Below are 26,028 nucleotides of genomic sequence, written 5' to 3' on the forward strand. Positions count from 1 at the left end.
TTGGTACTTCATTCACTTCCTGATTTTAAGCTGGAAACCATCTTGGGTCTGGTTTAAGAGGGATCAAATTAGTGGTATGCTGGAGCGGCCAACTCAGTTCGAGTTATTGAGCCGAGACCTAGGTTAATCTAGGTAGTTTTTGAATTTTCATTAATTATAGAATCATGAAAAATAGTCAAGTCAGTAATCAACCAAATGATCAAAAAAAGAATCAATCTAATTATCGAACGAGCGATCAGATTTTGATAATAATTGGTTCATTTTTAAGTTTTTGTTGTCTAAATTTTTCTCTGCCCAGCTTGGCTAAAACCAACGAAAGCCTGATTGAAAAACCAATTAATTTGTTGGTGACTCATCAAGAATTTTCACAAGCATTACTAACACCAAAATCTCAACCGCAAGCTGTGATCAAGCGACAAGTGGTTTCTGAATTTGGTCAACATTTTCAAGATCTCAACGTTGAAGGCTCCATTATTATTTATGACCCTCAGAAGAATCAAATTTATGAACACAATCCAGAGCGCAATCAAACGCCGTTTTCTCCCGCTTCCACTTTCAAGATTTTAAATTCGCTAATTTCCCTTGATGCCCAAGTGATTCCCGATCAAGATGTGCGGTTCACTTGGGATGGCATTCAGCGACCCTTTCCCGGTTGGAACCAAGATTTAAACATGCGCGAGGCCTTCAAGGTTTCAGCCGTCTGGTTCTATCAAATTCTGGCTCGGCGTGTTGGCTATGAGCGTATGAAAGCTGGGGTGATTGGGGCAAATTACGGCGATCGCAACATTGGCGATTCCTCTAATATTGATCAATTTTGGCTTTCGGGCCCGCTCAAAATTACCCCCGAAGAACAAATTCAGTTTCTTCAGCGTCTTTATCTAAACCAGTTGCCTTTTTCTGAACGGGCGATCGCGATCGTGAAAGACATCATGATCATGGATCAAACGGCACAATACACCGTCAGAGCGAAAACGGGCTGGGCCATGAGCGCGAACCCTCAAATTGGCTGGTATGTGGGCTATTTGGAGCAAAATGAACAGGTCTACTTCTTTGCCACAAACCTGGAACTCCAGGAACCGGCTCAGGCAACCGCTCGCAAGGAAATTACCTATCGTTGCCTCAGAACTTTGGGACTGTTGTAGTTCTGTCGTGAAATTACCAATAAATTACAGAACCTTGAGACTGACAAAATTTGATTGATGGGTTTCTTGTTGATTTTGTGCTTGGGAGTCTTGATTCCTTTGCTGTCAATCTTGCCGGGGTAAGCTTTCTGAAAATTCAGTAGAATCATATCACTTGTCCATTGATGATCGGTTGCTCATCAACTGACGATCGATAAATTGACGAGCTATCAAAAAATCAATCTGGGCTGATGCCGTGAGCAATTTTGTTAATCATCCTCAAGGGCGGAACTGGCGCGATCGTCTCGTGCAAATTTGTTTTGATCGATCGGGGCGATCGCCCTGGCCCTTGTGGTGGAGTCTAGCGATCGCAGCGCTCTATGGTGGCCTGTCCCTGCATCAAGGGTTCAGCGGTGAGTTTGTGGTGCAGGATGACGCTCGCCAACATGTGTTTTGGATGCAGCGATTTTTAAACCCTAGCCTTTTTCATAATGATTTGATTGCTGATTATTTTGAATCGATCGCCCCGATCGGCTACACCAAACTCTATCAACTGGCCGCTTTTTTACAAATCAATCCCCTGATTTTTAATAAGCTCCTACCGCCGATCCTTGGACTGATTATCACCTTCTTTACCTATCGGGTCACTTTTACCATTTTCCCAGTTCCGGTGGCCGGTTTTTTAGCAACTATCTTGCTCAATCAAAGTCTTTGGCTCAAGGATGATCTAGTTTCTGGTACGTCGCGAGCCTTTGCCTTTCCGCTCTTCTTAGCAGTTTTAGATGGATTAGTTCGGAAATCACCTCAATTGTTGTGGAGTTCCATTGCCCTTCAGGGGTTAATTTGTCCAACCTATGCCTTGGTTTCTGGTGGTTTGATTTCGCTAAAACTTGCTTGGGTAGGCTATCAAAAACTAGAACGCGCCTGGTTGTCGGCCGCTTGGACGATTCGTGATCCTTCGGACTTGAACGTGGCAGAAGACTTAGCATTACAGAAATCAGATCTGGTTTTGGCAATTCAAAGCCGCCTTATTGATGCGGAACGTCAACAACTATTTTTATATATTGGTGCTTTGGGCAGCTTGTTTTTTGTGCTGTTGCCGGTGCTCTTTTTGGGGCAGAATTTTGGGCCGGTGGTTTCTGAAAAAATTGCCCGTGCAATGCCGGAATTTCTGGATGGGGGACGCACAAATATTTTCGATCGCGACTGGATTGATTACTGGTTTTTCGGTCGCGGTACTAATCTCATTCCCCGATCACTCCTGACACCAGTTACCTTAATTTTTGGCTTTGCTTTGCCTCTTTTTCAAATCTCCCTTTCGCAGCTCAAAAGTATTCAAGCGCGATTTCCCCTCAGCCACCGCATTACGCCTGAGGTTAACAATTTATGGCAACTGGGCTTGGCTTCGATCGGGTGGTTTTTGTTGGCCCATGGTTTGCTGTTTCGGCTTCATTTGCCCAGTCGCTACACGGGGCACAGCTTCCGAATCATAATCGCGATCGCAGCGGCCATTAGCCTTGTGATTATTTGGGAAGCTCTCCAGCGCTGGGCCGGGCGATCGATTCCAAATTTTGATTCCTCTGCGGTTTATTCCTTGCCCCCGCTTTTCAATGCCCCAATTTCACAAGCCATTCGACAAAAACCAAAATCCCTTCGCTGGAAAATCTATGTTTCCAGAAGCTTCAGCGTTATTTTAATTGTGCTGGTGTTGGGGTATCCGCTGTTAGTTCCTACTTTTCCAGCGAATAGCTATCAAACGGGTCGTGCCGTCAAGCTTTATCAATTCCTTCAGAGTCAACCAATTGATATTAAAACTGCTTCTCTGAGCAATGTTGGTGATGACATTCCCACTTTTGCAGGACGTTCAATTCTCACGGGAAAAGAATACGCTGTCCCCTATCATCTGGGATATTACCGCCTGTTTCGGGAGCGAATTTTACGAACCATTGAAGCCCAATACAGCACCGATGCCCAAACCATGAAATTCTTTTTGGCGCGATATCACATTTCATTTTGGCTGATCGATCGAGCCGCTTTTTCAGAAAATTACCTCAAAGATTCTTGGCTAGAGCAATATCCAGAGGCCAGTGAACCAGCGCTGCAAACCCTGAGGCAGGGACAAACACCCCTCGTGCAATCCCTAATGAATAGTTGCGCCGTGTTGCAAGATCAAACCTGGGTGCTGTTAGACGCGCAATGTTTACGAGACAGCTAATCTTGAGAGTTGTGGTGAAAACTCTAGGAATTTTGAAATTTAAAAGGATACTTGAAAAGCTAAAACTGCTACTCTGTATGCCTGAGCTATCATCATAAACAAGGGGCTTAAGCCCCTTGTCCCACGACTATTGCTCTTTAACAATGGGCTTAATCTCCTTGCCCCACGACTATTGCTCTTTAACAATGGGCTTAATCTCCTTGCCCCACGACTATTGCTCTTTAACAATGGGCTTAATCTCCTTGCCCCACGACTATTGCTCCTTGCATTAACACTTTGCATTAACACTTGGTCAGCATCAAAGAAACTTTTTAGAGACTATCTAAAAATACTTACTTTCAAGCTATTGAAATTGCCGCATAAATTTCCGATCAATATAATCTTTCCAAACCCAAGCCCAAGCGCCTGTAAAAGTCCAATTGCCACGGGTGGCGATCGCCTGGCCATTGGCTAAGTTAATGAGGCTGAGAAACTGCTTTTGGGCTTTGAAAGGCTTCAGGGGCTGGCCCAAAATGGCCGCTCGCAAGTTGTCAGCTAGGGGGCGGCCTTGACGCACCGCAAACACGCCGGCCTTGGGGCGTGGCTGCTCCAGCATCGTCGCCACATCTCCCGCCGCAAAGACCTGGGGATGGGAGCAGGATTGCAGATAGCGGTTAACCGCAATGAATCCCTGGGGATCCGTGGCGAGGCCGGTGGCCGCCAACCAAGGGGCCGCAGCGGCTTGGGTGGCCCACAGCACCCGATCGCCCCAAAACAATTGCCCCGAGGCAGCCCGCAACTGGGTATCTGTGCCTACGAAGGTGGCGTGGGTGATGGTTTCACTCAAAACCAGCTCAATTCCTTGGGATTGCAGCACCTGGGCCACCCGATCGCCCACCGCCGGGGCCAAGTGAGGTAGGAGCTTCGTATCTCGCTGAATCAAAAGAATCGACAGGCGATCGCCCGCCAGGGGTTGCAAACGTCGCTGGGCCGCCAAGGCCAGCTCAACACCACCTGCACCACCGCCCACCACCACCAACCGCAACGGTTTGGATCCCCATTGGGGCAAGGCCGACAATAGCGCATCCCAGTTTGCCAACAGGGCTTGGATCGGCTTCGCGGCAATAATCGATCGCCCCAGAAGCGGTTGAACACCCGGGGGAACCAGGGGCGTGCTGCCCAAATTAACCGAGAGCCAGCGAAACCCAACCGTTTCCCCGCTGGCTAGTTGCACTTGCCGATCGCCCAAATTCAACCCCACAACGCGATCGACCCGCAACGCCACCCCCGCCCGATCGCACAGGGACTGCAAATCAATAAAACAATCTTCCCGGTTATAAATCCCCGCCACATGGCCGGGAACCATACCTGAGTAGGGCGCTTGGGGTGCTTCGCTGATCAGGGTGATTGAGTCGATCGCGCCGCTGGGCAGGGGTTTTTGGATCAGCCGTCGCAGGGCGATCGCGTGGCTGTGGCCGCCTCCCAACAAAACCAAGGATCGGGCTGACTGTGGCAACTGGAAAAGTCCTCAAATTTCCCAAAAAAATTCCCACCCAACAAAAGTTGTCACATGGGACAAGTTGGACGGGATGGATTAAACAGCTCAGTGCTTAATCTTTGGATGGGATTAGGGTTTGTCGTCATTTCCTAGGATCAGGCAGAAACGATTGATTTTCCATATCCCGATCGTCGTAACAAGGGGCTTAAGACCCTTATCTCTCACGATCCGCTAAGGGTGAAATCGATGTTTCAGACAATCTATTGATTTTCCATATCCCAATCGTCGTGGGGGCAAGGGGCTTAAGCCCCTTGTCTTTCACGATTCGCTAAGGGTGAAATCGATTCGCTAAGGGTGGAATCAGGGTTTCAGGAAATTTAACGACAGGCCCTAGCACTTATTCAAATCAATGCCAGCTTCCTTAGCAAATGCTTGCAGACCCTTGGTGTTCAGGGTTTTCAGAGCTTTGGTCGAAAGACGCAACCGCACCCAACGATTACCTTGGGGCCACCAAATTCGCTTCCATTGCAGGTTAACTTCTTGGAGCTTTTTGGTGCGGCGGTGCGAGTGAGAAATGGCGTAGGCGTTGTTCGCCTTTTTGCCGGTCAATTGGCAAACACGGGACATGACGTTCTCCAAGCAGGACGAAAAGGTAAAACTTAGCGGTTGTGTTGATCCCGGCCCATCAAGCGATCGAGGCGAGATTCACCACAACTCCAACCCCAAAAACGCTTCTCCAGGCAATGGCCCGTTGGAAGCATCGGCCATTGCGGCCGGCTTAGGCGGGCGATCCTTCAGCGGGCGATCGATGACCGATTGAGAGCGCGATTGATCAGTATAACCCAGATGGCAACCCAACCCGGACAGCCCAGCCCGCCAGAACCCCATCCCGACCCTGAAACTGATGCCGAGCGACCCGATCGATCGCCTGTGATGATGAGGATGTTTGGCAAGCATCTTTTGGCACGGACCAAGCATCAATCGTCGTGGGGGCAAGGGGCTTAAGCCCCTTGTCTATGTCGGTTTAAGCCTCTTGTCTACGTCGATCGCTGGGGCGTGCAGAGTAGCAATTTTGGCTTTGCAAATATTAGGAGTCTATGGTCAGCAGTTTGTAGCTCAGATCAAGCACTGTTGACTTGTTGATTAACCCCTAGGACAGGGAATGCTCCGATCGCCCCCCATGCAAGCCGCCCCCATGCAAACTACAAGTATCTGATTCGCGGGCTTCGCCCTCAGTCGTTTCTTCGCTGGGCGGTGTGGGGATCAACTTTTGGCGAGACAGCCGTAGCCGAATCTGATCCAAATAATCCTGCACACGGACGGGCCCCCGTGGCGGCGGCCCATCATCGGGCCAAGAGGCTAAATCCTGACAGGGACAGGGCCCCGCTTCCAAGTAGCTGTCATTGATGGGATAGAGCAAACTACACCTTGCACAGGGCAGCAAGCTCCAATGTCCCGACAATAAATCCTTCATGGAACAGGTTGTGCCCGCCAAGTGATACACCTGAGGTTTTTGGAGGATTTGCTGCCAAAGTTGCTCAAATTCTGCGGAGTAAGCTTCACCGTCAATGGTGCGGCGAGTTCCCAGCAAGCGATCATCGTGACTGCACACCACTTGCTTACCCAACTGCAACCAAAGGGCAAGATATTGTTTAACGCGTTCTTCAGGAGCCATTTTGGTGTGGAGTCCGTGGGCGAGGGCCAAAGGTTAAAAAACTGATGGCCAGGATTGGGAATTAGCGCTGGCTTGATTCAACAAAACTGGGTTTAGAGGCTCAATTCAAGATCAGTTAAAACTGGTCTTATGAAGCAAATTAGAAGAAAATTAAAATTCCGAGTTAAGGGTTTGTTTCAAATTACAAACTTCTGGCTTAAAACAATTACTGGGGAGGTACTCGGAAAAATAATTGGGAAAACCTGAGTGAACAGCGCGCATGGAAACAGGTTAACGGAAAAGCTTGAATGGGAAGTTGGGTTACCAACTATCCTGACTTCGATCCTAAGCGAAGGGTAGAGGGACTACCGACAAAGAATCTTGAGCTTAGATTAAAGTTTTGGACAATTCTTGGACAATATTTAAGGAAATTAAATAGTTTTTATCCGGTTGTTAAGGATTGACCGATCGCCCGCAAATTAACTGCAAAGCCCGCTGTCACTAGGTAACAGGCATCGGATCGGCTGCCCAATTCCCGCACGAGCTTGCCCAGCCGATCGCGAAACAGACGACCAGCGGGGAAGGCCGGAACCACACCCCAGCCCGTTTCTTCGGCCACAAAAATACACATGGCTGGCAAGGCGGCACAGGTGGCCAACAGCGCTTCACAGGTTTGTTGCCATTCGGGATCGGGGCGATCGAGCCAGTTGGCCACCCAAGTTCCCAGTGAATCCACCAACAAACAACTATCGACCGGCGCTTGGCCCAAGGCGGCGGCCAGTTCCAGCGGCACTTCCCAATTTTGCCAAGTTTCCGGGCGGCGCTGGCGGTGTTGGGCCACCCGATCGCCCCACTCTTGATCCTGGGGATCCAGGTACGAGGTGGCCACATAGATGACCGATCGCCCCGAGGCCGCGGCCAACCGTTCCGCCCACTCACTCTTGCCCGATCGCGCTGGCCCCGTCACCAGCACCACTTGCGACCATCCCGATCCTGAAGTCTGAGACTGAGCCATGATGACGGGTTCCTCGGTCAATAGCTGGGTGAATCAACTACTCGCTGACTCGCGACATCAAAAACCAAGGGGCCAGCCCGATCGCGCTCCCAATGCCCACAGCACTGGCCGCCAACATTTGCCAAAACGATTGCCAGCGCGATCGACCCGCCACCCGCAACTCCACCTTGGCCAAAAATTCCGCCGCCAACAACAACATCACATCCGTTGTAATGTCCAACCGCGACAACACAATCACAACGGCCATCGCTGCCAGAATTGCGCCTCCGAAGGACTTGGTGGCCGTTTGAAACCAAGAGAATTGACTAAAATTCGGCCAAGGTAACTTGAGCGTAAACAGGGCTGCCAAGGCCACAGCAACCAACAGGGCCGCCACCGTCACCTCCACCAATGAGGGGGGCTGGGGCACAGCGAGCAACGCTACCCAACTCAAGGCTAAGTAAACCAGCGCCAGAATGAATAACGATAGTCCGGTGTGATTGTTATATAGACGCACAGAACCTTGTCTCCTCTTTAACTACAAGGTTTTATCGATAAGAAAGGCAACTTTCATGGAAAATCAATGCGTAATTGAGAAGCTGATGAATTTTAAGAAACCGGTGAAATTAAAAGCTGGTGGAAATTGCTTGAACCGGGCAGGTGGGAACACATTGCTCGCAAACTACACAGCGCGATCGAGCAAATTCTAGGCGGAAGGTTTCTGGGTGGAGCGACAATGCCCCCGTGGGACAAACCCCTGTGCAAAGACCGCAATGGACGCAGCTTACTTCATCGATCGAGATTTCTCGATTGGCAGAAGAAACATCAATATCGAGGGATTCCATCCACTCCATGGCCGCGTCCATTTGGTCAATGTCGCCAATCAGTTCAACGACTAATTTCCCGACACGATCGGGGGCCACTTGCGCTCGAATAATGTTGGCAGCCACGTTAAATTCTTTCGCCAATCGATAGGTGATTGGCATTTGTACCGCATGTTTCGGAAAGGTGAGTGTGACGCGCTTTTTCAAAACAAATCACCGCCAGCGAACGATCGGGGAAACCAGGGCAATCGGGTCAATTCCGGTCAATTTAGGATAATTCGGATTAGTTCAGATCAATTCAGATCAATTAGGGAAAGCCACAGCGCTCGGGCCGGTGGATAGGGCGATCGAGCCTTCAGCGACCAATCCTAAATAGCGAGCGGCCCACCCAGCGGCAATTCAACAAGCCCATGAAGACATGTAACGAAGTTGTTACAATCAAAATAGCCCTTGCAGAATACTGTTAACCCTAGAACACTGACCAAAGCGCCAATTACCGGAGCAGAGCGGTCGTGATTGGGGTTGTGGGGGCGATCCCGTTGGTTTCGGAGTCGTGGGGTTTGGGCGATCGACCCAACCTGCGCCGAAAATGTTGGATCACCAGCAATGGGGAACCAAAAACGAGTCACCAAAAAGAAGTTCGGGCCCGATCATCCTTGGCTCTTGAGGACTGTATCGCTAGCCTAGCACCAGAACTGATCCGCCATTCCGCTTTGCCCTCTCGTCTTGCCATTCTGCCATGAGCCAGCTTTCTCCCGAATCCACTTCCCAGCCCTCAACCGTGATCCCCGGAGCTGCCGCGGCCGGTAGTCGTTTGCCAAATTTGGTGGTGGCCATTGTGGCGGCGTTGTTAGGGGTGGTGCTGTTTTTGGGGCTACGCACGGAACCCAACAGCAACATTCTGGAACGGTTGGCGCGTGACTCTGTGCCGTTGGATCAGGCGATCATCAATGGCAAGCCGACGGTGCTGGAGTTCTATGCGGATTGGTGTACCAGTTGCCAGGCCATGGCCAATGATTTGCGGGAGTTGAAGCAGGACTATGGCGATCGGGTCAATTTCTCGATGCTGAATGTGGATAACACCAAATGGCTGCCTGAGATTCTGAGCTATCGAGTGGATGGAATTCCGCACTTTGTTTTTTTGAATGCCCAGGGCCAGGAGCTAGCCCAGGCGATCGGGGAGCAGCCTAAATCAATCATGGCGGCGAATTTGGCGGCCTTGGCTGACGGAACCGCCACCCTGCCCTACGCAAAGGTGAACGAAGGCCAAACTTCGGATTTTGATGCTCCGTTGTCTGGAGATTCGGCCCAAAAATCGGCGGCAACGGATCCTCGCAGTCACGGTGCGTCGGTTGCCAATTAGGACTAGGGAACCGGCCATGAATGTTGGTAATGCTCAGAAATAGCTAAAACCACAGAGGATGTCTGAACAGCCCCAGTTGATCCTCCCCAGTTGATCCTCTGTACGCCCCAGTGATCAACGCAGACAAGGGGCTTAAGCCCTTTGCTCCCATGACGATTCATGATTGGCCCGTGCCAAAAGGGACGTTTCCAACGCCCTCACAGGTCTAGAAGTCTCTCAAGGCCTCTAGCAACTTCTAGAAATACAGCTAGAAATACAGCCGCCCATTTTTACTTTTCCTTGGCTCCTGGCATGTCTTCCCGTCTTTTTACAACTCGAACTCAACTGGCTCGCGGCCAAGGTAAATCGGTTTTGCCACGAGTTTATGAACAGTCGATCGCGATTCAGGCTAGTGCCACGGCGGTTGAATGGTGCTTCACCGATCGCGAGCTGATGCATCGATGGCTAAACCCGGCCCTACGCTGTGATCCCGTGGGCGATCGCTGGGGAACCAATTTGGGCGATCGCACCCGATTTGTGTTGCAAATTCCCCTGCTGGAACCGGCGTTGCAATGCACGGTGGCGGAGCGATCGCCTGGCAAAATTGTTTGGGCCTTTTCTGGCTTTTTTGTGGGGCGCGACTCTTGGGAATGTATTCCCGATGGATCCGGCACTCAGTTAATTAATCGGTTTGAATTCGTGATCCCCAACCCCCTCGTTCGCTGGGGGTTCGATCGGGTGGCAGCCGGGTGGGTGCAAGGTGACATGCAAGCCCAGCTCCGTCGTTTGAAGCGCGTGGCCGAGGAAGTTTACCACCTGCGATCGGGACAATAGGGCCCGTCGTCACATCGCCTGAAACCCGGATTCCACCGTAACCAGATCGCGGGAGCAAGGGGCTTAGGGCCTGTCGTCACTTCCTAGGATCAGGTGAAAACGATTGATTTTCCATGTCCCAGTCGTTGTAACAAGGGGCTTAAGCCCCTTGTCCCCCACGATCCAACAACGGTGGAATCAGGGTTTCAGGCGATTTGACGACATGCCCTAAGCCCCTTGTCTTGGGTGGTTAGGGCATGGAAAATCAACCGCTTCTGCTGGATCCCAGACAGTGGCGATCGCCCTTGGCAGCACTCTACGTAAAATTACGTAACTAAACGAGAACATTGTCCGGAAATCGCCGTCAAGCTCTCTAAAAGACAGTAGAGTTCAGAAGGATAGCCTATTTTACTTTGGTTTTTTAGGTCGGCTTTCCTTCGTTCTGGTTTTTTCGTAGATGAGCGCCATGGATAGGCTGTTTTGCCATGGGTTCACTCACCGACCTTTTTGATTTTTGGATTGATTTCTAGATTGACTTCCAGGTTAGTTTCTGGGCCAATTTCTAGATTGATTTCCATGGGGTCGATGAAGATTCCAGTTCCTCGCCACACACCTGCCACCGAACTGCTACGTTGTCGGAGGGTTGTCATGTCTAAAGCATCTTCCATGCACCTTGCTCCCCAAGAGCTAACATCCATTGAGCAGGATGTTTTACGTGTTATTCAACAGTGCGATCGCAAGGGCTTTGCAGCCACGTTGGATTTGATTCAAGTGAACACGGGCTATGCGCTGGATGCGATCGAGCGGGCCGTTGAACACTTAATTCAAAGCCGTCTAATTCGTCCTCTGAATACGGAAGCTTGGGGCGATTGATTACAGAGTGTCGCAGGAATGAGGAACTTTCACTGGAAAATTCTCCCAACCACCTAGTCCTTGAGGCCCAAGTGAGATTGAATCTGCCGCAGTAGCTTTTGCATCTCGGGCAAGCGGCGATAGATGGCGGAGGTTTTGAGCCATTGACTGTTGGGAATGGCTGGATAGCCGGAGACAACCTCGCCGGCCGGTACGTCACTGTGCAAACCGGACTTGGAGGAGGCGATCGCCCGATCGCCCATTTTGACATTGTTCGCCACGCCCACCTGTCCGGCCAGAATTACCCCTTTGCCCAACTCCACGCCACCCGCCAAGCCCGTTTGAGCGGCGATCGCACAGCCTTCACCCAATTGACAGCCATGGCCAATGTGAACCATATTATCGAGCTTGGTACCCCGGCCAATGCGGGTTTCGCCCATGGCTGGCCGGTCGATCGTGCTGTTGACTCCCACATCTACGCCGTCTTCGAGCACAACGCGCCCGGTTTGATCCAACTTTTGCCAGCCTTGGGCCGTGGGCACAAAGCCAAATCCTTCATCACCAATGACTGCGCCACTGTGGATGATGCAATGTTGCCCAATGATCGATCGCTCGTGGATGGTGCAGTTGGCATGGAGCCAGGAATCGGCCCCGATCGACGCGCCCCCATAAATCACCACATTGGCCATGAGGCAAACTCGATCGCCGATCGTCACCCCCTCATAAATCGCCACATGGGGCCCGATCGACACCTCTTGACCCAGTTGTACGGTCGGATCAATCCAGGCGCTGGGGTGAATCCCGGGTTTGGGCTTAAAGGGTTGATAGAACAACCGCACAGCCACTGCAAATAGCATTTTGGGATCTTGCACCGCCACCCAGGCTAACCCCTGCGTGCGGGCTTGGTGAATTAACTCAGGGCGATTAGGCAAAATCACGGCGGCTTGGGTGCTTTCCAAGCAGTCCGCAAACTTATCGCCTTCCAAGTAGGTCAACTGACCGCCCTGGGCCTGGGCGATCGGGGCGATCGTGGTCAGCTCAGGATCATCCGCCAAGGAGAATTGATCGAAGGGGCGATCGCTCAGCTTTTCTAACTGTTTCAATAATTCGCTAAATTTCATGGCTCAAACTTAACGGCTTAAATCTATTCAAACTCAAGTTATTCAAACTCAAGTTATTCAAACTCAAGTTACTCAAACCTAAGAGTCATTCCATCAACCCCAAGCAAGGGAACGAAAACCCGGGTGGGGACGCACCGGCGTACGCCCCCACGGAGGATTGCAAGGATGGTGTGCCCCTACAAGGGATCGCGCAAGACAAGGGGCTTAAGCCCCTTGTCCCCACAATCTTCAGGGATTCCCGCAATCTTCAGGGTTTAATGGACCCTAGCCCGAAATTTAGGCTTCGTCCAGCGCCGCAATACCCGGCAGCACCTTGCCTTCCAGCAACTCCAAGCTTGCGCCGCCACCGGTCGAAATGTGGCTCATTTGGTCAGCCACGCCCACCTTTTCCACCGCAGCCACCGAGTCGCCACCACCAATAATCGTGGTCACGCCCTTCGGAGTCAGGGTCGCCAAGGTTTCCGCGATCGCCTTGGTGCCGGCCGCGAATTTGTCGAACTCGAACACGCCCATGGGCCCGTTCCAGATCACCGATTGGCAAGTTTCCAGCGCCGCTTGGAACGCCTTCACCGAGTCGGGGCCAATGTCCAGACCCATCCAGCCATCGGGGATTTTCTCCACGCTGACCGTTTGGCTGTTGGCATCAGGAGCGAAGTTATCCGCCAACACCACATCGGTGGGCAACAACAGTTCCACGCCTTTATCCTTGGCCTTGGCTTCCAGAGCCTGTGCTAGCTCCAGCTTGTCCTCTTCCACCAGCGACTTACCCACGGACAGGCCACGGGCTTTGTAGAAGGTAAAGATCATGCCGCCGCCGATGAACAGCTTGTCCACCTTGTCCAGCAGGGTTTCGATCACGGTGATTTTGCTCGACACCTTCGAGCCACCCACGATCGCCGCCAGAGGCCGCTTCGGATGTTCGATCGCCGCTTGCAGGTATTGCAGTTCCTTTTCGATCAGGTAACCCGCAACGGAGGGGCTGAGGAACTTGGTCACGCCTTCGGTGGAGGCATGGGCCCGGTGAGCCGTACCGAACGCATCGTTCACGTACAGATCCGCCAGCGAAGCCAGCTTCTTCGAGAACTCAGGATCGTTTGCTTCCTCTTCCGCGTAGAACCGCACGTTTTCCAGCAGCACCACATCGCCATCGTTCATGGCTGCAACCGTTGCTGCTGCCTCGTCACCAATGCAGTCATCGGTTTTCACTACCGGTTTGCCCAGCAGTTCCGACAACCGCACAGCCACGGGCGTGAGACGCATCGAATCAACAACCTTCCCCTTAGGACGGCCGAAGTGGCTGGTCAGGATGACCTTCGCGCCTTTGCCGGTCAGGTCTTGGATTGTGGGCAGGGCGGCCCGAACCCGGGTGTCGTCGGTGATTTTGCCAGCATCGTCGAGAGGTACGTTGAAATCAACGCGCACAAGGACGCGCTTGCCAGCTACATCAGCCGCCGACAAATTTGCTACAGTTTTCTTTGACACGATAAAAACCTCCTTTCAATGCGTCTCGCGGAAATTCGCGCGGGAGTTTTCGCGGAAGTTCACGCGGTGAATATTTTCCCCTAAAGATGTTCGAGACGATTCTTTTTCCGATCGATCGATCGCCCGAATCTCGCGAGGCGGCCGAAACCGTTGCCCAACTGGCGCAACTGCACAACAGTCGATTAGTCATTCTGTCGGTCGTTCCAGGCCCCGATGAAGGGGCCATCGAAGCGGCTGAAACCCTCCTCAGCCGGGCTAAAGCCATGTTTGCCGAGCGGGGCCTCGAAGCCGAAGTGATTGAGCGCGAGGGAATGCCCGCGTTCACCATCTGTGATGTGGCTGATGAAGTGGAAGCCAGCCTGGTCGTCATGGGCAGCCGGGGCATGGGTCTAACCACCGAAGGAGCCGCCGAAAGCACTGCCCATCGCGTCATTGACCTGTCTCCCTGTCCGGTGTTGATCGTTCCTTAGCACCAGAAAATGGCGAAACAGGCGAAACAACAAAGTACAACGCAAAACACAAAACAAAACGCGCTGGGCTGAAGCATGGGGCTGGAGCCATCCTGCCAAAGCCTGTTAATTCCTAGAGCCAGGAATTTCTGTGCATTTACCCCAGGAAGCGGCAGGCTTCATATATCGCTAAATCAGGGCGCTTTCCTTGCTAAAAAGGAGGGCGCTTTTGCTTGTTATCAGAGTTATGGTGGGATCAATTCCTGCAAAAGCTCCTTGTAAAAGCTTCCTGCAAAAGCTGGTTAGACCCATGCGATAGTTCCCGGGACACCAGCGCCCACCTTCTGACTCTGGGTCTTAATTTTGGGTATTTATGAATTTTGGGTCTCTACAACGGGTCAGTTTTCCCGGGTATCTGAAAAGGCTAGCTCGGCGAATTACAACACATAAACTTCCCCTCAATTACGTCATTACGGTTCCCTTTGTGCTGCAAGTGGGAATCGTGGTGAGCGTGGTGGGATATTTGTCCTACCGCAGTGGCAGCGATGCTGTTGAATCTCTGGTCGATCGGCTACTAGATAATAAAGCAAATCAAATTCAGCAGGATTTAGATCATTACCTATCTATTCCCAAAATCACAACTCAAAACAATGCGTTTTTGATCCGCAAAGGTCACTTGAGTAGCCTAGACCTAAACGGGATTGAGTCATTTTTTATTGAACAGCTTAAGCTATTTCCTAAACTGAGTACTTTGGCCCTGTCTAATGAGGCGGGCGATTTTCTAGCCGTTGAGCGTCCGGATCCAAACGCGCTGATTATTCGTCGGTTGCAAGCTGCCTCACCCGATCGATCGCTCCTCCGCTATTGGGCAAATCGTGAGGGTCAGCAGCGCGTTTTGCTCGAAATTCGCCGTGATTATTATCCCCATCGCGATCCACCCCACGATCCTTGGTACTTGAAGGCCAAACGCACCCCCGCTGGTCTTTGGACATTGGGAATTAGTCTATCTAAGGGCAAGCAAAATCCAATCTTGCACTTGATTCGGACGGTGCCTTTTTATGATCAGTCTGGCCGGTTTCAAGGTGTTCTAGCAGCCAGCTTTTATTTGCAACAATTTGGAGACTTTCTTCAATCCATTAACACCAATGGTCAGGGACAAATTTTTGTGATGGAACCCAACGGGCTATTGGTGGCCAGCTCTGCCAATGAGTTACCCTTTGATGCCAGTCCTCGAAAAATATTAGCCCAAAACACTCAACACCATAATCGGCGCTTAGATGCCACTCAAAGCAAGGATAATTTAATTTCAAAAACGGCACAGATTATTAGAAACAACAAAATCAATCTAGAACAAATTAAAACAAAGCTTAAGCTAACGATTCAAATTCGAGAGCAAAACTATTTTGTACAGATTATTCCTATCCGAGGCGAGCTAAATTGGTTCACGGTGATTGTGCTGCCCCAGTCGGCATTTATGGATCAAATCCATAGCAATATTTACCGCACAATCTTACTTTGCCTGTTGGCTTTGCTAGGAGCAGTAGCCACAGGAATTTGGACTGGCTATCGAATTAGTCGATCGCTCCAATGGTTGCGAGTGGCGACCAAGGCTCTCAACCATGATCACCAAACCCAAGAATTACAACCAGTTGAAAATGTTCAGATTTTGGAATTTGATCTGCTCAATCTTTCCATTCAGAAAGTTTTGAAGGCACTGAAAAAATCTCGACAAGCCCAGGCAGATTATGAAAAAATCCTGCAATTAAAGGTTGAAGAAAAAACCGCCGCCTTACAAAAAAGCCAAGCCCGTCTTTTAGAAGCCCAAAGAATTGCCCATGTGGGCCATTGGGAGCTGAACGTGGCCAAGCGGGCGATCGTCTGGTCACCGGAAATTTATCGAATTTGTGAATTTGACAAACCAGTCAAGGGTTTGAAAGCTCAGCAATTAATCAACTTCATCCATCCAGCCTATCGAGAACGATTTCAGCAAGATGTCATTAATTTAGTGATTACTCATCGGCCTTTTGATGCTGATTTACGAATCATCACGGCTAAGGGCAATTCCCGTTACATTCAAATTAAAGGAAAACCAATCCTGAATGCACAGCAGGAAATTATTCAAGTTACAGGAATTATTGCAGACATCACAGAGCGCAAGCAGTTAGAGCGGGCCCTCAAAACATCAGAGGCCCAAGCAAAGGACATTTTGAACAGTGCGATCGCGGGAATCGTGAGTCTGCGTTTTTTTAAGAATCATACCTGGAAAATTGATCGCGTTTCTGCCGGTTGCGAAACTTTATTTGGCTACACCTGCGAAGAGCTGTTGATCAATCAAAATCTTTGGATGCAAGATATTGATCCAGAGGATTGGCAAAATGTTTATGATCAAATTATAGAAGACATTATTCATGAAAGAACGGGAACATATGAATATCGAATTTATAATCATCAAGGACTTATTCGATGGATTTCGCAAACCAATAATGCTGTGTGGGATGTGCTAGGGGATTGTTGGCATGTCACGATCACGGCCATTGATATTACTGATCGAAAATTAACAGAAGTTGCTCTGAAACAAAGTGAGTTAAAGTTTCTAGATATTTCCGATTCCTCACCAGCCAATATCTACATTTTGGTGCGCCGCATCGATGGTTCTTTTTATTTTGAGCACATTAGTCGAGCGGCTGAAATTATTCATGAAATTCCTGTATCAACTCTTTTACAAGATGCCAATACTTTGCTCGATCGCATTCACCCCGATGACCAAGAAGCCTATTACCAAGCCGTTGAACGTAGCATTGAAGGTTTGCGACCCTTTGAACATGAATGGCGAGTCATCAATCCATCGGGGAAAGTGAAGTGGTTGCAGGGAAGTGCCAGCCCAAAACGGCGAGAAAACGGTGAAATTGCTTGGTATGGCGTTGCAATTGATATTACCGATCGCAAGATTGCCCAAGATGCTTTAAGTGAAAGTGAAAGTCGGCTAGTGCGGCTTTCCAGTGTGTCTCCTGTAGTGATCTATTCCGTGGTGGAAGAACCGGGAAAACCGGTGGAGTATGAATATCTCAGCGCTGCTTTTGAGGAAATTCATGAAGTTCCTCTCAGTGCAGCAATCCAAAATCCAATGATTACTTTCAATCAAATTCACCCAGATGATCAAGAAAGCTATATCCAGGCTGTGGAATGGTCAAGCCGAAATTTACAGAACTTCCGCCATGAATGGCGAATTATTACACCTTCCGGTAAGGTGAAGTGGTTGCAAGCCAATTCACGCCCAGAGCTGCGTGGGAATCAGGAAATTGTTTGGCATGGGGTTGTTCAAGATATTACAGATCAAAAGGCGATCGCCAACGCCTTGGCTAAAACAACGGAAGAACTCGATCAATTCTTTTCTGTGGCACTAGATTTATTGTGTATTGCGGATGTTAACGGGCGCTTTCAACGCTTGAATTTACAGTGGTCTAAAATTCTGGGCTATCCCTTAGAAGAATTAGAGGGATCACGGTTTATGGACTATGTTCATCCAGAGGATGTTGAAGAAACCATGCTGGCTTTGAATGAACTGGTTAATCAAAATGAACTTCATGGATTTGTGAACCGCTACCGTTGCAAAGACGGTTCCTATCGTTGGATTGAATGGCGCTCTGTGCCGGTTAACTCGGTGATTTATGCGGCAGCTCGTGACATTACCGATCGCAAGCTGGCCGAACTGCAACTTCAGGAAGCGAAGGATAAGGCTGAGGCCGCTAATCGAGCAAAAAGTCTATTTCTGGCCAATATGAGCCATGAACTCAGAACACCGTTAAATATTATCTTGGGATTTTCGCAGCTCATTAACCGCGACATTCATTTATCAGAAAGCCATCGCGAATATATGAATTTAATTCAGAATAGTGGCACTCATTTATTAATGCTAATTAATGATATTTTGGATCTTTCTAAAATTGAAGCGGGTCAATTTACCCTTGACGAAGAAGAAGTAGATCTTTATGAAATTCTCTATTCCCTGCAAATTACTTTTCAACAACAGGCTCTTAAGCGAGAAAATCAACTTATTTTGGAAATTGGCGACAAAGTTCCTCGATATATTATTTTAGATTCCAAAAAACTGAAGCAAATTCTGTTCAACTTGGTTGGTAATGCGATTAAGTTCACCGCCCAAGGATCGATCGCCATTCGAGTTGATTTAATTTCAACCCTAATTGTTAATACATTTCAGGTCTATCCCTACCCATCTCTGGCAGGGGGACGATCACCGATTAATTCCGGTGCTTGCGATCCAATATTGACCGAGAATCCAGATTTCAAGGCTGCAACATTTCAGTCATGCCAAAACGAGACCTATAAAGGGCAGTTTTGTAATCATGACTATCTTCAGTTTCAAGTGATTGATACGGGAGCCGGTATTGAATCTGAAGATTTAAAAGCGATTTTTGATGCTTTTTCCCAATCGGCAGCCGGCAAAAAAAGCTCGGAAGGCACTGGTTTAGGCTTAACAATTAGCCAACAGTTAGTGCAGTTGATGGGTGGAGTGTTGACGGTGGAAAGTGCCGTTGGCTTGGGGAGCACATTTATGTTTACCCTGCCGCTGCGTACCGGTCGATCGCCTGGGAAAAAGTCTGAACATCAGCCTTGGGGGCCACCTCAAAACCAAACGACAATTGCTGAATCAGCTCGATCGCCCGCGTCCTTCTGGGGCGATCGTCTGGATTCTAAAATGTTGTCTCAGTCAAGGCTGAATCACCGGGAATCGGGGGCTGTGGCTGATTCTCTAGCGAGCGATCGCCCAGCAGAATCACCAACGATCGGTTTGGCAGCCATTCGATCGCACTATCGCATTTTGGTTGTGGACGATCGCCCAGATAATCGCCTGTTATTAGTGCAATTGTTGAGTCAATTGGGGTTTGCGGTGCAGGAAGCCATGGACGGGGCTGATGCGGTGCAGCGGTGGCAAGATTGGCATCCGCATTTAATTTTGATGGATTTAAGAATGCCCGGCTGCGATGGTTATCAGGCAACTCAACAAATTCGGGCGTTGGAGCCTTCGCGATCAACGGTAATTTTGGCGATCACGGCCCAGGCATTGGTGGAAGATCGAGATCAGGCGATCGCGGTTGGCTGTGATGACTATTTAAGCAAGCCGATTTCCGATCAAATCCTAATCCAAAAACTGGACTATTACTGTCAAAAAGCCGATCAATCCTCGGATCCGCTGCATCACGTTCCCAGGGATCAATCTGATTTTTTATTGACAATACCGAATCACTCACCGGAATTTGTTGCGCCCTTCAATGGCGCTTTGGATAGTCAAGAGCCTCTAGATCCATTAGATACGCCAGATCCATGGAATCAACGGCTGAATCAACGGCTGGATCACTTTTCCGACCATTTCATGAATTTTTTCCCCGAGCAATTGGGCGATCGTGCTGACGCACTCTCGGGCCTTCGACATCATCAACAAGTCCAAGAATTCCTGGCCAAAATGCCCCGTGATTGGCTCATGCAGTTACAACATGCCGCGGCCCTTTGCGCTGAAGATTCCATGCGCGCATTACTCCAGACCATTCCCAAGGAGCAGGCCCCGTTGTCTGATTATTTGGGACAACTGATTTACGATTTTGCCTTTGACAAAATCCATCAACTGGTTAGCCGCTGCCTGAATGCGCCCTTTGAATAATACGCCCTTTGAATAATGCGCCTGTTGCATGGCCAGAATTCAGGACAGCAAGCGGGCAAAAGAGCAAAAAAGCCGCAAAATAATCCCTTAAGCTTGGCTAAATTCTGCCTTGCTGCGTAAATCTTGCAAAATTCCGTACATTTCCGCCGCAAAGCCCTTGGGGTTCCAAAGCGGGGCGGGATTGGCCGGATTCTTGGCCTGTTGCAGCTTGTGGCGTACCGCACTGCACAACTCCCGATCGCGCCCTAAGCGCACGCCCCACTCAATATATTCATCCCAAGTCCAGGCCATGCCCTCGCGGTCAAGGCCCGCCGCCCGCATCAGGGAATAGCCCAGGCGAGAGAAGGACTGCTCGCCCACCCTGGTCACGATCGGTTGGTTGAAGTAAAGGGCTTCCAGGTTGTGGGTTGCGCCGCTGTAGGGATAGGAATCCAGCAACACATCGGTGATTTGATAGACGGCCCGGTGTTCTTCCTCGCTGGCGGTGCGGGGCAACAGCCGCACCCGATTGGGGTTCACGCCCTGGCGGCGGCATTCCTCGTGATAGAGACTCAGCATCAGTTCCAAATCCCCAATCCGCGATTTGAAGAACAAAATGCTATCGGGCACATAGCGCAGCACATGGACTTGGGCTTGCAGCATTTCCATGCTGACCTTTTGACCCGTGGGCACGCTGAGGAAGATGGTTTGGTTGGGGTCAATCCGGAACGCTTGGCGCTGTTTGGCCCGATCGGTCGGCACAGTGGGCAGATAGGACAGAGCCGCAAAGGAACCCGACATCCGCACGAGCTTTTCGATGTAATAGTGCTCAACGCCGGCCGGATGGGTGTTCCAGTCCACCAGGTTGTAGTTATCGGGGCAAATGTGGGGCGCATCGTAGCCCAACCAGGTCAGGCAAACGGGCGCGGGCCGGTGATAGAGCACTTCCGCATGGGGCAGGATCGTGATCGAATCGAGGTCAAACAAGATATCGAGGTTGTCTTCCCGGGCCCGGCGAATGATGGTGGGGGCGTTGGCATCGGGGAATCCTTCTTCACCGGGCATGTAAAACTTTTCGGCCAGGCTTTCAAACACCTTGGTTCGATCGTCCTTGGGCATGTCGCCAGTGACATAAAGGAACAGGTGCGGCGTATGCTCCTTGAGGGCGGTGAGGATTTCGCCACTGCACCACCCCACGGAATGGCGGCGATAGTGGCGAGACATGAACCCAATCCGCAGCCGATCGGACGTGCGGGGTGATCGGGCCGTGGGCATGGCATACAGGGGGCTGTTGGCGGCCTGGTGATCCTTAAAGGCATTTTCCACCAGCTTGCGATAGGCCTCCGCCAGGGCATTGGCCACCCGAGTGTTGGCCGCCACATCGTCGCGCAAGTGGGGCATATCAAACAGCACGTTCCCATAGAGCTTCGTGATGTCGAAGGGAGAGAGCTGGTCAATGACCTGCACAAACTCGCCTTCGATTTCCAGGAACCGCTGACGGGCCACCTGGCCCAAGCCAATAAAACAAAAGGCTTTGGTCGAGATGATGCCCGCAAGGACGCGCTCCCGGGGGCTGCTGCCTGGCTCGTTGAAGGTGCGCCAGCAGCGATCGGCCACTTGGCGGGCCTGGGGCAAATATCCCCAGAACAATAGATGTTCCATCAAGTCCCAATGGGCATCCAGGTGCTTGCGATCGAAATGAATCGCCCGCTCATACCACTCAAACCCTTCCGGGCGCTTGCCCATGCCAACCAGGGTTTGGGCAATTCGGATGTAGCCCTGAATCCCTTGCACTTTCGGATCCACCGCCAAGGCCTGTTGCCAGCACTGAATGGCCTCTTCCTTTTTGTCGGCCACTTCAAAGGTGCAACCCATGCTCCAGTAGGCTTGGGCCATTTGGGGATTGGCCTGAATGGCTCGCTGAAAGCATTGGATCGCCTCGTCCGTTTGCCGCTTGCCCAGCAGAATGCTGCCCAGGTTTGACCAAGCTTCCGCATAGTTGGGGTTCAACTGCACAGCGGTTTGGTAAGCGTTGGCGGCTTCTTGGTAGTTGCCGCGGCCGAGCATGATGTTGCCCAGCAGCTTGTGGGCTTCCGGGAAGGCATTTTGAATTGCGAGGGCTTCGGTTACCAACTCATGGGCCGCGTCCAATTCACCCCGATCGAACAGTAACGCCCCCAACCGCTCCAACAACTGGGCAAAGGGAACCGCGCTCGCCATGGTGCGCAGGTCGGCTTCGCGCCCCAGATCACAGGTGGTTTGGCTGGCTTTGGGGGGAACGGGCTGGCCGGCGCGATCGGCCTGAATCACGGCGGCGGGCGCTTCGATGCCCCAGAGGGTTGGGCGCACGGCCAACCCCCGACGATAGTGTTGTTCAGCGCCGGCCAGGTCACCAATCTCCAGCAGCAGGTTGCCAGACACCAGCTCAATTTCGGCCACGCGATCGAAACTACCCGCCAAGTAATGCCACTGGGCATATTGGCTGTAGGCCGGCAACAGATCCGCCACCAAGACCCGCAGGTTATCCAACACCTCCGGACTGTCGGGCTTGATCTTTTGGGCCTTGGTGTAATACTGAAGCGCCTGATCCCAACTGCCGATCGCGTGGCAAATCAGCCCCGAGGTGTTCAACACCGCCGGATCGTTGGGAGTGAGGGTGAGGGCTTTTTCCACATATTCCACCGCGATCGCCATTTCGCCCATTTGATAGGCGATCGCCCCGAACCAGTGCAGCGCCTCCGGGTGGTTGGGATGGTGCTCCAGGATTTTTTTGTAAATCAGGCCCGATTGTTCGAGCTGACCCGATCGCAGCAGTTGGATCGCCCGCGTAAGGGCCTGAGAAACAGCAGCATCATCCATGACAAAATCCAGGGCAGAGGGAGGCGAAGTTGGCAAAACGCGCAAATTGGAGGGGAAAAATTGGCCAGAATCACGACCGTTGATCAACCCCCGCCCGCTTGGGCCCTCCATTGCTCAGACCGGCTGGCAGGGGTTGCAGATCCCTAGACCACTGTGGCCGGCTCGCGACTGGGTTCGTTGTAGTAATCCACCAAGGTGCTGGCGGGGGGATATTGAATCGGCGGCAGGCGATCGGCCGCAAAATCCTTCAGGAACTGCACATGTCGCCAAAGGAGCGCTTGGTGAGAATAACGCTCCAGAACGGTGTTGCGGGCCGCTTGGCGAATGTGGGCCATTTGGGTGGGGTGATCCAGCACTTCCGACACCCGATCGGCAATTTGCTTGGGCGAGAAGAAATCCGCTAGCAGGCCGTTTTCCCCGTCGCGAATCACTTCCTGCACGGGCGCGGTGGCCGAACCCACCACCAAGCAACCGGCCGACATGGATTCAATCATCGACCAGGAGAGCACAAAGGGCCGCGTGAGATAAATGTGAGCCTTCGAGGCTTGCAGCACCTTCAGGTACAGGCCATAGGGCAAGGAACCAACAAAGTGGATCCGCGACAGATCCAGGGGCAACCGTTCCAGCATCAGTTGCTTGTAGGTTTTGCCGTCGGGCAGGGCGCGGCCATAGCAAACCCGATCGCTCCCCACAATCACCACATGGCAGTTGGGGCGCTTCTCTTGCAAATAAACCAACGATTCCATGAATTCGGGGAAACCGCGATAGGGTTCCATACCCCGACCCACATAGGTAACGATTTCATCCACATGGGACAAGTCCAAATTCGGCAGCACGAGCTTGGCGTTCGGCTCGGGCACAAAGAAATCGGTGTCTACGCCGTCGTGCAGCACATGCAGTTTGGATTGGTATTCGGCGGGGAACTGCGATCGCTGCCAGGCCGTGGGGCAAATTCCCCGATCGCAGGTGTAGAGATCCTGCAAAATCGACGCATTTTTAATCCGAATCCGGGCCTGATCGTCCACGGACAAGGGTTCCGCCGGATCAAAATCCGCATCGGCTCCCTTGGATTTATAAAACCACTCGAAATAGCCCAAGAGCTTGGTGTCCGGGAAGGCATCTTTCATGAACAGGGTGGATCCCCAGCCGGAGTGGCCATAAACCACGTCGGGCACAAACCCATTGGATTTCAGCGCTTCGGCCACCCGGAACATGGATTGCCCCTGAAGCACGGCGGCCTCGAAGGGGCGGATGTAGTGATGGGTTCCAGGGGCGGGGTCGCGGCTGGGTTTGAACAATACTTTTTGAACGCCGGCAATTTGCCACTCGGGGTTTTCGTTTTTCGTGCCAAAAACCACTTGGTTTTCGGGGTCACGCCCGAGGGCCGCCGCGACGTGGCGAAACTGTGCGGGGAAGTTGGGATGCAAGAACAGAATTCGCATGATCGCCGTGGGTCGTCCTAAAAGTCGTCCTGAAATTCGATCGAGTCTCAGTGTCCCACCGAAGGGCCAAACGGGCAATGCGAATTTGCGCAAGTTGCCCCTTGACCCGGGGGCCGGCAGCCGGTGATCAGAACCCGCCGCCAGCGTTGGGATCACTGTTGGGAGTATTGTTGCGATCGTGAGCCTTGGATCGCCTTTCTAAGGAACCCAAACCAGTTCCCCTTGGCGGGCTAACGATCGCGAAGCAGCCGCCAACAACCGCACCAGGGCCGTGCCGACGGAACCATCGGAGAGATCGAGCGGTGCGCCGTCCAAAACGCCGGCCAGGAATTGATCGCAAACCTGCCCCAGGGGTTCACCGCTCGCTAACTCGATCGACTGCTCCGATTGGTTGCAAGGAAGCCAATGGCTGCCAGATTGTTCCAGGGATCCCGCCCACAGGGTGAGGGGCGATCGGGCGTTCATTTCATCAAAAACCAACGTTCCTTCGGTTCCGACCAGGGCCAAACGCCGGGCCCGATCGGGATTGTGCCAAGCCAGATGGATCGTGGCGGTGAACTGCTCAGGATAGTAAAGGGTAAGCCAAACCAAATCCGCCAAGCCCGCCGCCGGACTGGGGCGATCGGTCACCTCCAGCCCAGTTCCGCGCCCCCGTTGTAACCAGGTTTGCCCCTTGGCTTGCAGGGCGATCGGGGTTGACTGCAGCCAATGGTTAAAGATGGCAATGTCGTGAATGGCCAAGTCCCACAACACATCCACATCCTGGCGCACGGGGCCCAAATGGGTGCGAGCCGCATAGCCGTAGCGCCGATTGCCGATCGCGCCCGATCGCAGAGCCTTGGCCCCCGCTTCCACTGCCGGATGAAAAAGATAGGTATGGTCAACCATCAGCCGGCGATCGACCCGTTGCGCCAGGGTACACAAATCCTCGCACTCAGCCACATCCAGGGTTAGGGGCTTTTCCACCAGCACATGCTTGCCCGCCAACAGCGCCGATCGCACCAGTTCAAAATGGCTGGCGGCCGGCGTGGCAATCACCACAGCCCCAATGTCCGGATTGCTCCAGATCGATCGGCTGTCGCTGACCCGCTGCACCTCGGCCCAACCGGGATAGCTGGCAAATCGATCGCCCACGGCGGCTAGCAGGTCTGGATTGGTTTCCACCACGGCCTTCAGGTGCGATCGGGGATGCTCCAAAAAATTGCGAATCAGATGCGTTCCCCACCGGCCCGCCCCAAATACCGCCAGTCCTAAACGATCGGTCATTGCCTTTAGCCCAAAAACTTCAACGAGGAATCTCAACCTAAGAAGATGTCTGAAAAACCCAAATTGATACCCCAACTTGCCCCAGCGATCGACGGAAACCAGAGGATTAGGGCGTGTCGTCATTTCCTAGGATCAGGTGAAAACGATTGATTTTCTATGTCCCAGTTGTTGCAACAAGGGGCTTAAGCCCCTTGTCCCTCACGATCTGCCAACGAGGGGTTTAAGCCCCTTGTCCCTCACGATCTGCCAACAAGGGGTTTAAGCCCCTTGTCCCTCACGATCTGCCAACGGTGGAATCAGGGTTTCAGGCGATTTGACGACACGCCCTAAGCCCCTTGCTCCCACAACAATTGGAGCTGGGCAATTGCTGAGCAATACTTTTCCAGCAGCCTCTAATAATTCCGGTCTGGAAAATTTCCACCTGGAAAATCTCAGTCCGAAACTTCAGCAATGCACCTCAA

Annotated in this window: 21 protein-coding genes; 9 read left to right on the top strand and 12 right to left on the bottom strand. The window is 51.7% G+C overall.

All coding sequences use genetic code 11. The features are described 5' to 3' along the window. The first annotated feature begins 164 nt into the window (after positions 1 to 164). The gene (gene blaOXA / locus AC2IAX_RS01695; RefSeq protein WP_494389046.1) at positions 165 to 1,142 is read left to right on the top strand and encodes a class D beta-lactamase; all 978 of its coding nucleotides are present in this window, start codon (positions 165 to 167) and stop codon (positions 1,140 to 1,142) included. Between the two features lie 286 nt (positions 1,143 to 1,428). Beyond that, a complete protein-coding gene (locus tag AC2IAX_RS01700) occupies positions 1,429 to 3,336 on the top strand; it encodes a hypothetical protein (protein ID WP_494389047.1) in 1,908 nt (635 codons plus the stop codon). A 343-nt stretch (positions 3,337 to 3,679) separates the two neighbouring features. Here AC2IAX_RS01700 and AC2IAX_RS01705 read toward each other — a convergent pair whose 3' ends face one another. Together AC2IAX_RS01705 and rpmB are read right to left on the bottom strand one after the other, a co-directional pair. Further along, positions 3,680 to 4,810 (bottom strand): FAD-dependent oxidoreductase, encoded by a 1,131-nt coding sequence (locus AC2IAX_RS01705; protein WP_494389048.1) that lies wholly within the window; start codon positions 4,808 to 4,810, stop codon positions 3,680 to 3,682. Positions 4,811 to 5,203: 393 nt separating this feature from the next. Next, a complete protein-coding gene (rpmB, locus tag AC2IAX_RS01710; protein WP_099533188.1) occupies positions 5,204 to 5,440 on the bottom strand; it encodes a 50S ribosomal protein L28 in 237 nt (78 codons plus the stop codon). Between rpmB and AC2IAX_RS01715 the strand changes: the two genes are divergently transcribed. Beyond that, positions 5,439 to 5,633, top strand: coding sequence for a hypothetical protein (locus tag AC2IAX_RS01715; protein WP_494389049.1), 195 nt, complete (start codon positions 5,439 to 5,441; stop codon positions 5,631 to 5,633). The two genes, rpmB and AC2IAX_RS01715, sit on opposite strands and share 2 nt — an antisense overlap. Before the next feature lie 330 nt (positions 5,634 to 5,963). On the opposite strand, the gene AC2IAX_RS01720 is transcribed toward AC2IAX_RS01715, so the two are convergent. The 4 genes from AC2IAX_RS01720 to AC2IAX_RS01735 all read right to left on the bottom strand — a co-directional run bounded on the left by AC2IAX_RS01720 (position 5,964) and on the right by AC2IAX_RS01735 (position 8,492). Beyond that, positions 5,964 to 6,488, bottom strand: a complete 525-nt coding sequence (locus AC2IAX_RS01720) for a hypothetical protein (protein WP_494389050.1) — start codon at positions 6,486 to 6,488, stop codon at positions 5,964 to 5,966. A gap of 421 nt (positions 6,489 to 6,909) precedes the next feature. After that, positions 6,910 to 7,482 (bottom strand): bifunctional adenosylcobinamide kinase/adenosylcobinamide-phosphate guanylyltransferase, encoded by a 573-nt coding sequence (gene cobU / locus AC2IAX_RS01725; protein WP_494389051.1) that lies wholly within the window; start codon positions 7,480 to 7,482, stop codon positions 6,910 to 6,912. Between the two features lie 37 nt (positions 7,483 to 7,519). Beyond that, positions 7,520 to 7,978 (bottom strand): hypothetical protein, encoded by a 459-nt coding sequence (locus tag AC2IAX_RS01730; protein WP_494389052.1) that lies wholly within the window; start codon positions 7,976 to 7,978, stop codon positions 7,520 to 7,522. A 109-nt stretch (positions 7,979 to 8,087) separates the two neighbouring features. Further along, positions 8,088 to 8,492: an NIL domain-containing protein gene (locus AC2IAX_RS01735; RefSeq protein ID WP_494389053.1), complete on the bottom strand. Its 405-nt coding sequence runs from the start codon at positions 8,490 to 8,492 to the stop codon at positions 8,088 to 8,090. Between the two features lie 532 nt (positions 8,493 to 9,024). Here AC2IAX_RS01735 and AC2IAX_RS01740 point away from each other — a divergent pair. Beyond that, positions 9,025 to 9,648, top strand: coding sequence for a thioredoxin family protein (locus AC2IAX_RS01740; RefSeq protein WP_494389054.1), 624 nt, complete (start codon positions 9,025 to 9,027; stop codon positions 9,646 to 9,648). A 291-nt stretch (positions 9,649 to 9,939) separates the two neighbouring features. Further along, on the top strand, positions 9,940 to 10,461 hold the full coding sequence (locus AC2IAX_RS01745) for an SRPBCC family protein (RefSeq protein WP_494389055.1): 522 nt from the start codon (positions 9,940 to 9,942) through the stop codon (positions 10,459 to 10,461). Positions 10,462 to 10,931: 470 nt separating this feature from the next. Here the strand turns inward: AC2IAX_RS01745 and AC2IAX_RS01750 are convergent, their stop codons facing one another. Then, a complete protein-coding gene (locus AC2IAX_RS01750) occupies positions 10,932 to 11,108 on the bottom strand; it encodes a hypothetical protein (protein WP_494389056.1) in 177 nt (58 codons plus the stop codon). Between AC2IAX_RS01750 and AC2IAX_RS01755 the strand changes: the two genes are divergently transcribed. Then, entirely contained in the window at positions 11,089 to 11,313 is a 225-nt protein-coding gene (locus AC2IAX_RS01755; RefSeq protein WP_393014858.1) for a hypothetical protein, read from the top strand. The two genes, AC2IAX_RS01750 and AC2IAX_RS01755, sit on opposite strands and share 20 nt — an antisense overlap. Before the next feature lie 53 nt (positions 11,314 to 11,366). Here AC2IAX_RS01755 and lpxD read toward each other — a convergent pair whose 3' ends face one another. Further along, a complete protein-coding gene (gene lpxD / locus AC2IAX_RS01760; protein WP_494389057.1) occupies positions 11,367 to 12,413 on the bottom strand; it encodes a UDP-3-O-(3-hydroxymyristoyl)glucosamine N-acyltransferase in 1,047 nt (348 codons plus the stop codon). Between the two features lie 276 nt (positions 12,414 to 12,689). After that, on the bottom strand, positions 12,690 to 13,895 hold the full coding sequence (locus AC2IAX_RS01765) for a phosphoglycerate kinase (protein ID WP_494389058.1): 1,206 nt from the start codon (positions 13,893 to 13,895) through the stop codon (positions 12,690 to 12,692). A gap of 86 nt (positions 13,896 to 13,981) precedes the next feature. On the opposite strand from AC2IAX_RS01765, the gene AC2IAX_RS01770 reads away from it, so the two are divergent. Next, positions 13,982 to 14,365, top strand: coding sequence for a universal stress protein (locus AC2IAX_RS01770; protein ID WP_099533199.1), 384 nt, complete (start codon positions 13,982 to 13,984; stop codon positions 14,363 to 14,365). Between the two features lie 352 nt (positions 14,366 to 14,717). Further along, a complete protein-coding gene (locus AC2IAX_RS01775; protein WP_494389059.1) occupies positions 14,718 to 20,021 on the top strand; it encodes a PAS domain-containing protein in 5,304 nt (1,767 codons plus the stop codon). Between the two features lie 87 nt (positions 20,022 to 20,108). On the opposite strand, the gene AC2IAX_RS01780 is transcribed toward AC2IAX_RS01775, so the two are convergent. Beyond that, complete coding sequence (locus AC2IAX_RS01780) at positions 20,109 to 22,859, bottom strand: tetratricopeptide repeat protein (RefSeq protein WP_494389060.1); 2,751 nt, start codon at positions 22,857 to 22,859, stop codon at positions 20,109 to 20,111. 143 nt (positions 22,860 to 23,002) lie between these two features. Continuing rightward, positions 23,003 to 24,301 (bottom strand): glycosyltransferase family 4 protein, encoded by a 1,299-nt coding sequence (locus AC2IAX_RS01785; RefSeq protein ID WP_494389061.1) that lies wholly within the window; start codon positions 24,299 to 24,301, stop codon positions 23,003 to 23,005. On the opposite strand from AC2IAX_RS01785, the gene AC2IAX_RS01790 reads away from it, so the two are divergent. Next, a complete protein-coding gene (locus AC2IAX_RS01790; protein WP_494389062.1) occupies positions 24,300 to 24,428 on the top strand; it encodes a hypothetical protein in 129 nt (42 codons plus the stop codon). The two genes, AC2IAX_RS01785 and AC2IAX_RS01790, sit on opposite strands and share 2 nt — an antisense overlap. Before the next feature lie 71 nt (positions 24,429 to 24,499). On the opposite strand, the gene AC2IAX_RS01795 is transcribed toward AC2IAX_RS01790, so the two are convergent. Further along, positions 24,500 to 25,567, bottom strand: a complete 1,068-nt coding sequence (locus AC2IAX_RS01795) for a Gfo/Idh/MocA family protein (RefSeq protein ID WP_494389063.1) — start codon at positions 25,565 to 25,567, stop codon at positions 24,500 to 24,502. Positions 25,568 to 26,028 lie beyond the last annotated feature (461 nt).

It is taken from the genome of Limnothrix sp. HT2024 (assembly GCF_059138625.1).

Bases quoted from the DNA above. Each gene is read 5' to 3' on its own strand.
- AC2IAX_RS01790 (WP_494389062.1), top strand. From the start codon at position 24,300: ATGATCGCCGTGGGTCGTCCTAAAAGTCGTCCTGAAATTCGATCGAGT.
- AC2IAX_RS01720 (WP_494389050.1), bottom strand. From the start codon at position 6,488: ATGGCTCCTGAAGAACGCGTTAAACAATATCTTGCCCTTTGGTTGCAG.
- AC2IAX_RS01745 (WP_494389055.1), top strand. From the start codon at position 9,940: ATGTCTTCCCGTCTTTTTACAACTCGAACTCAACTGGCTCGCGGCCAA.
- AC2IAX_RS01755 (WP_393014858.1), top strand. From the start codon at position 11,089: ATGTCTAAAGCATCTTCCATGCACCTTGCTCCCCAAGAGCTAACATCC.
- AC2IAX_RS01775 (WP_494389059.1), top strand. From the start codon at position 14,718: ATGAATTTTGGGTCTCTACAACGGGTCAGTTTTCCCGGGTATCTGAAA.
- AC2IAX_RS01785 (WP_494389061.1), bottom strand. From the start codon at position 24,301: ATGCGAATTCTGTTCTTGCATCCCAACTTCCCCGCACAGTTTCGCCAC.
- AC2IAX_RS01770 (WP_099533199.1), top strand. From the start codon at position 13,982: ATGTTCGAGACGATTCTTTTTCCGATCGATCGATCGCCCGAATCTCGC.
- blaOXA (WP_494389046.1), top strand. From the start codon at position 165: ATGAAAAATAGTCAAGTCAGTAATCAACCAAATGATCAAAAAAAGAAT.
- AC2IAX_RS01780 (WP_494389060.1), bottom strand. From the start codon at position 22,859: ATGGATGATGCTGCTGTTTCTCAGGCCCTTACGCGGGCGATCCAACTG.
- rpmB (WP_099533188.1), bottom strand. From the start codon at position 5,440: ATGTCCCGTGTTTGCCAATTGACCGGCAAAAAGGCGAACAACGCCTAC.
- cobU (WP_494389051.1), bottom strand. From the start codon at position 7,482: ATGGCTCAGTCTCAGACTTCAGGATCGGGATGGTCGCAAGTGGTGCTG.
- lpxD (WP_494389057.1), bottom strand. From the start codon at position 12,413: ATGAAATTTAGCGAATTATTGAAACAGTTAGAAAAGCTGAGCGATCGC.
- AC2IAX_RS01795 (WP_494389063.1), bottom strand. From the start codon at position 25,567: ATGACCGATCGTTTAGGACTGGCGGTATTTGGGGCGGGCCGGTGGGGA.
- AC2IAX_RS01750 (WP_494389056.1), bottom strand. From the start codon at position 11,108: ATGGAAGATGCTTTAGACATGACAACCCTCCGACAACGTAGCAGTTCG.
- AC2IAX_RS01715 (WP_494389049.1), top strand. From the start codon at position 5,439: ATGACGTTCTCCAAGCAGGACGAAAAGGTAAAACTTAGCGGTTGTGTT.
- AC2IAX_RS01740 (WP_494389054.1), top strand. From the start codon at position 9,025: ATGAGCCAGCTTTCTCCCGAATCCACTTCCCAGCCCTCAACCGTGATC.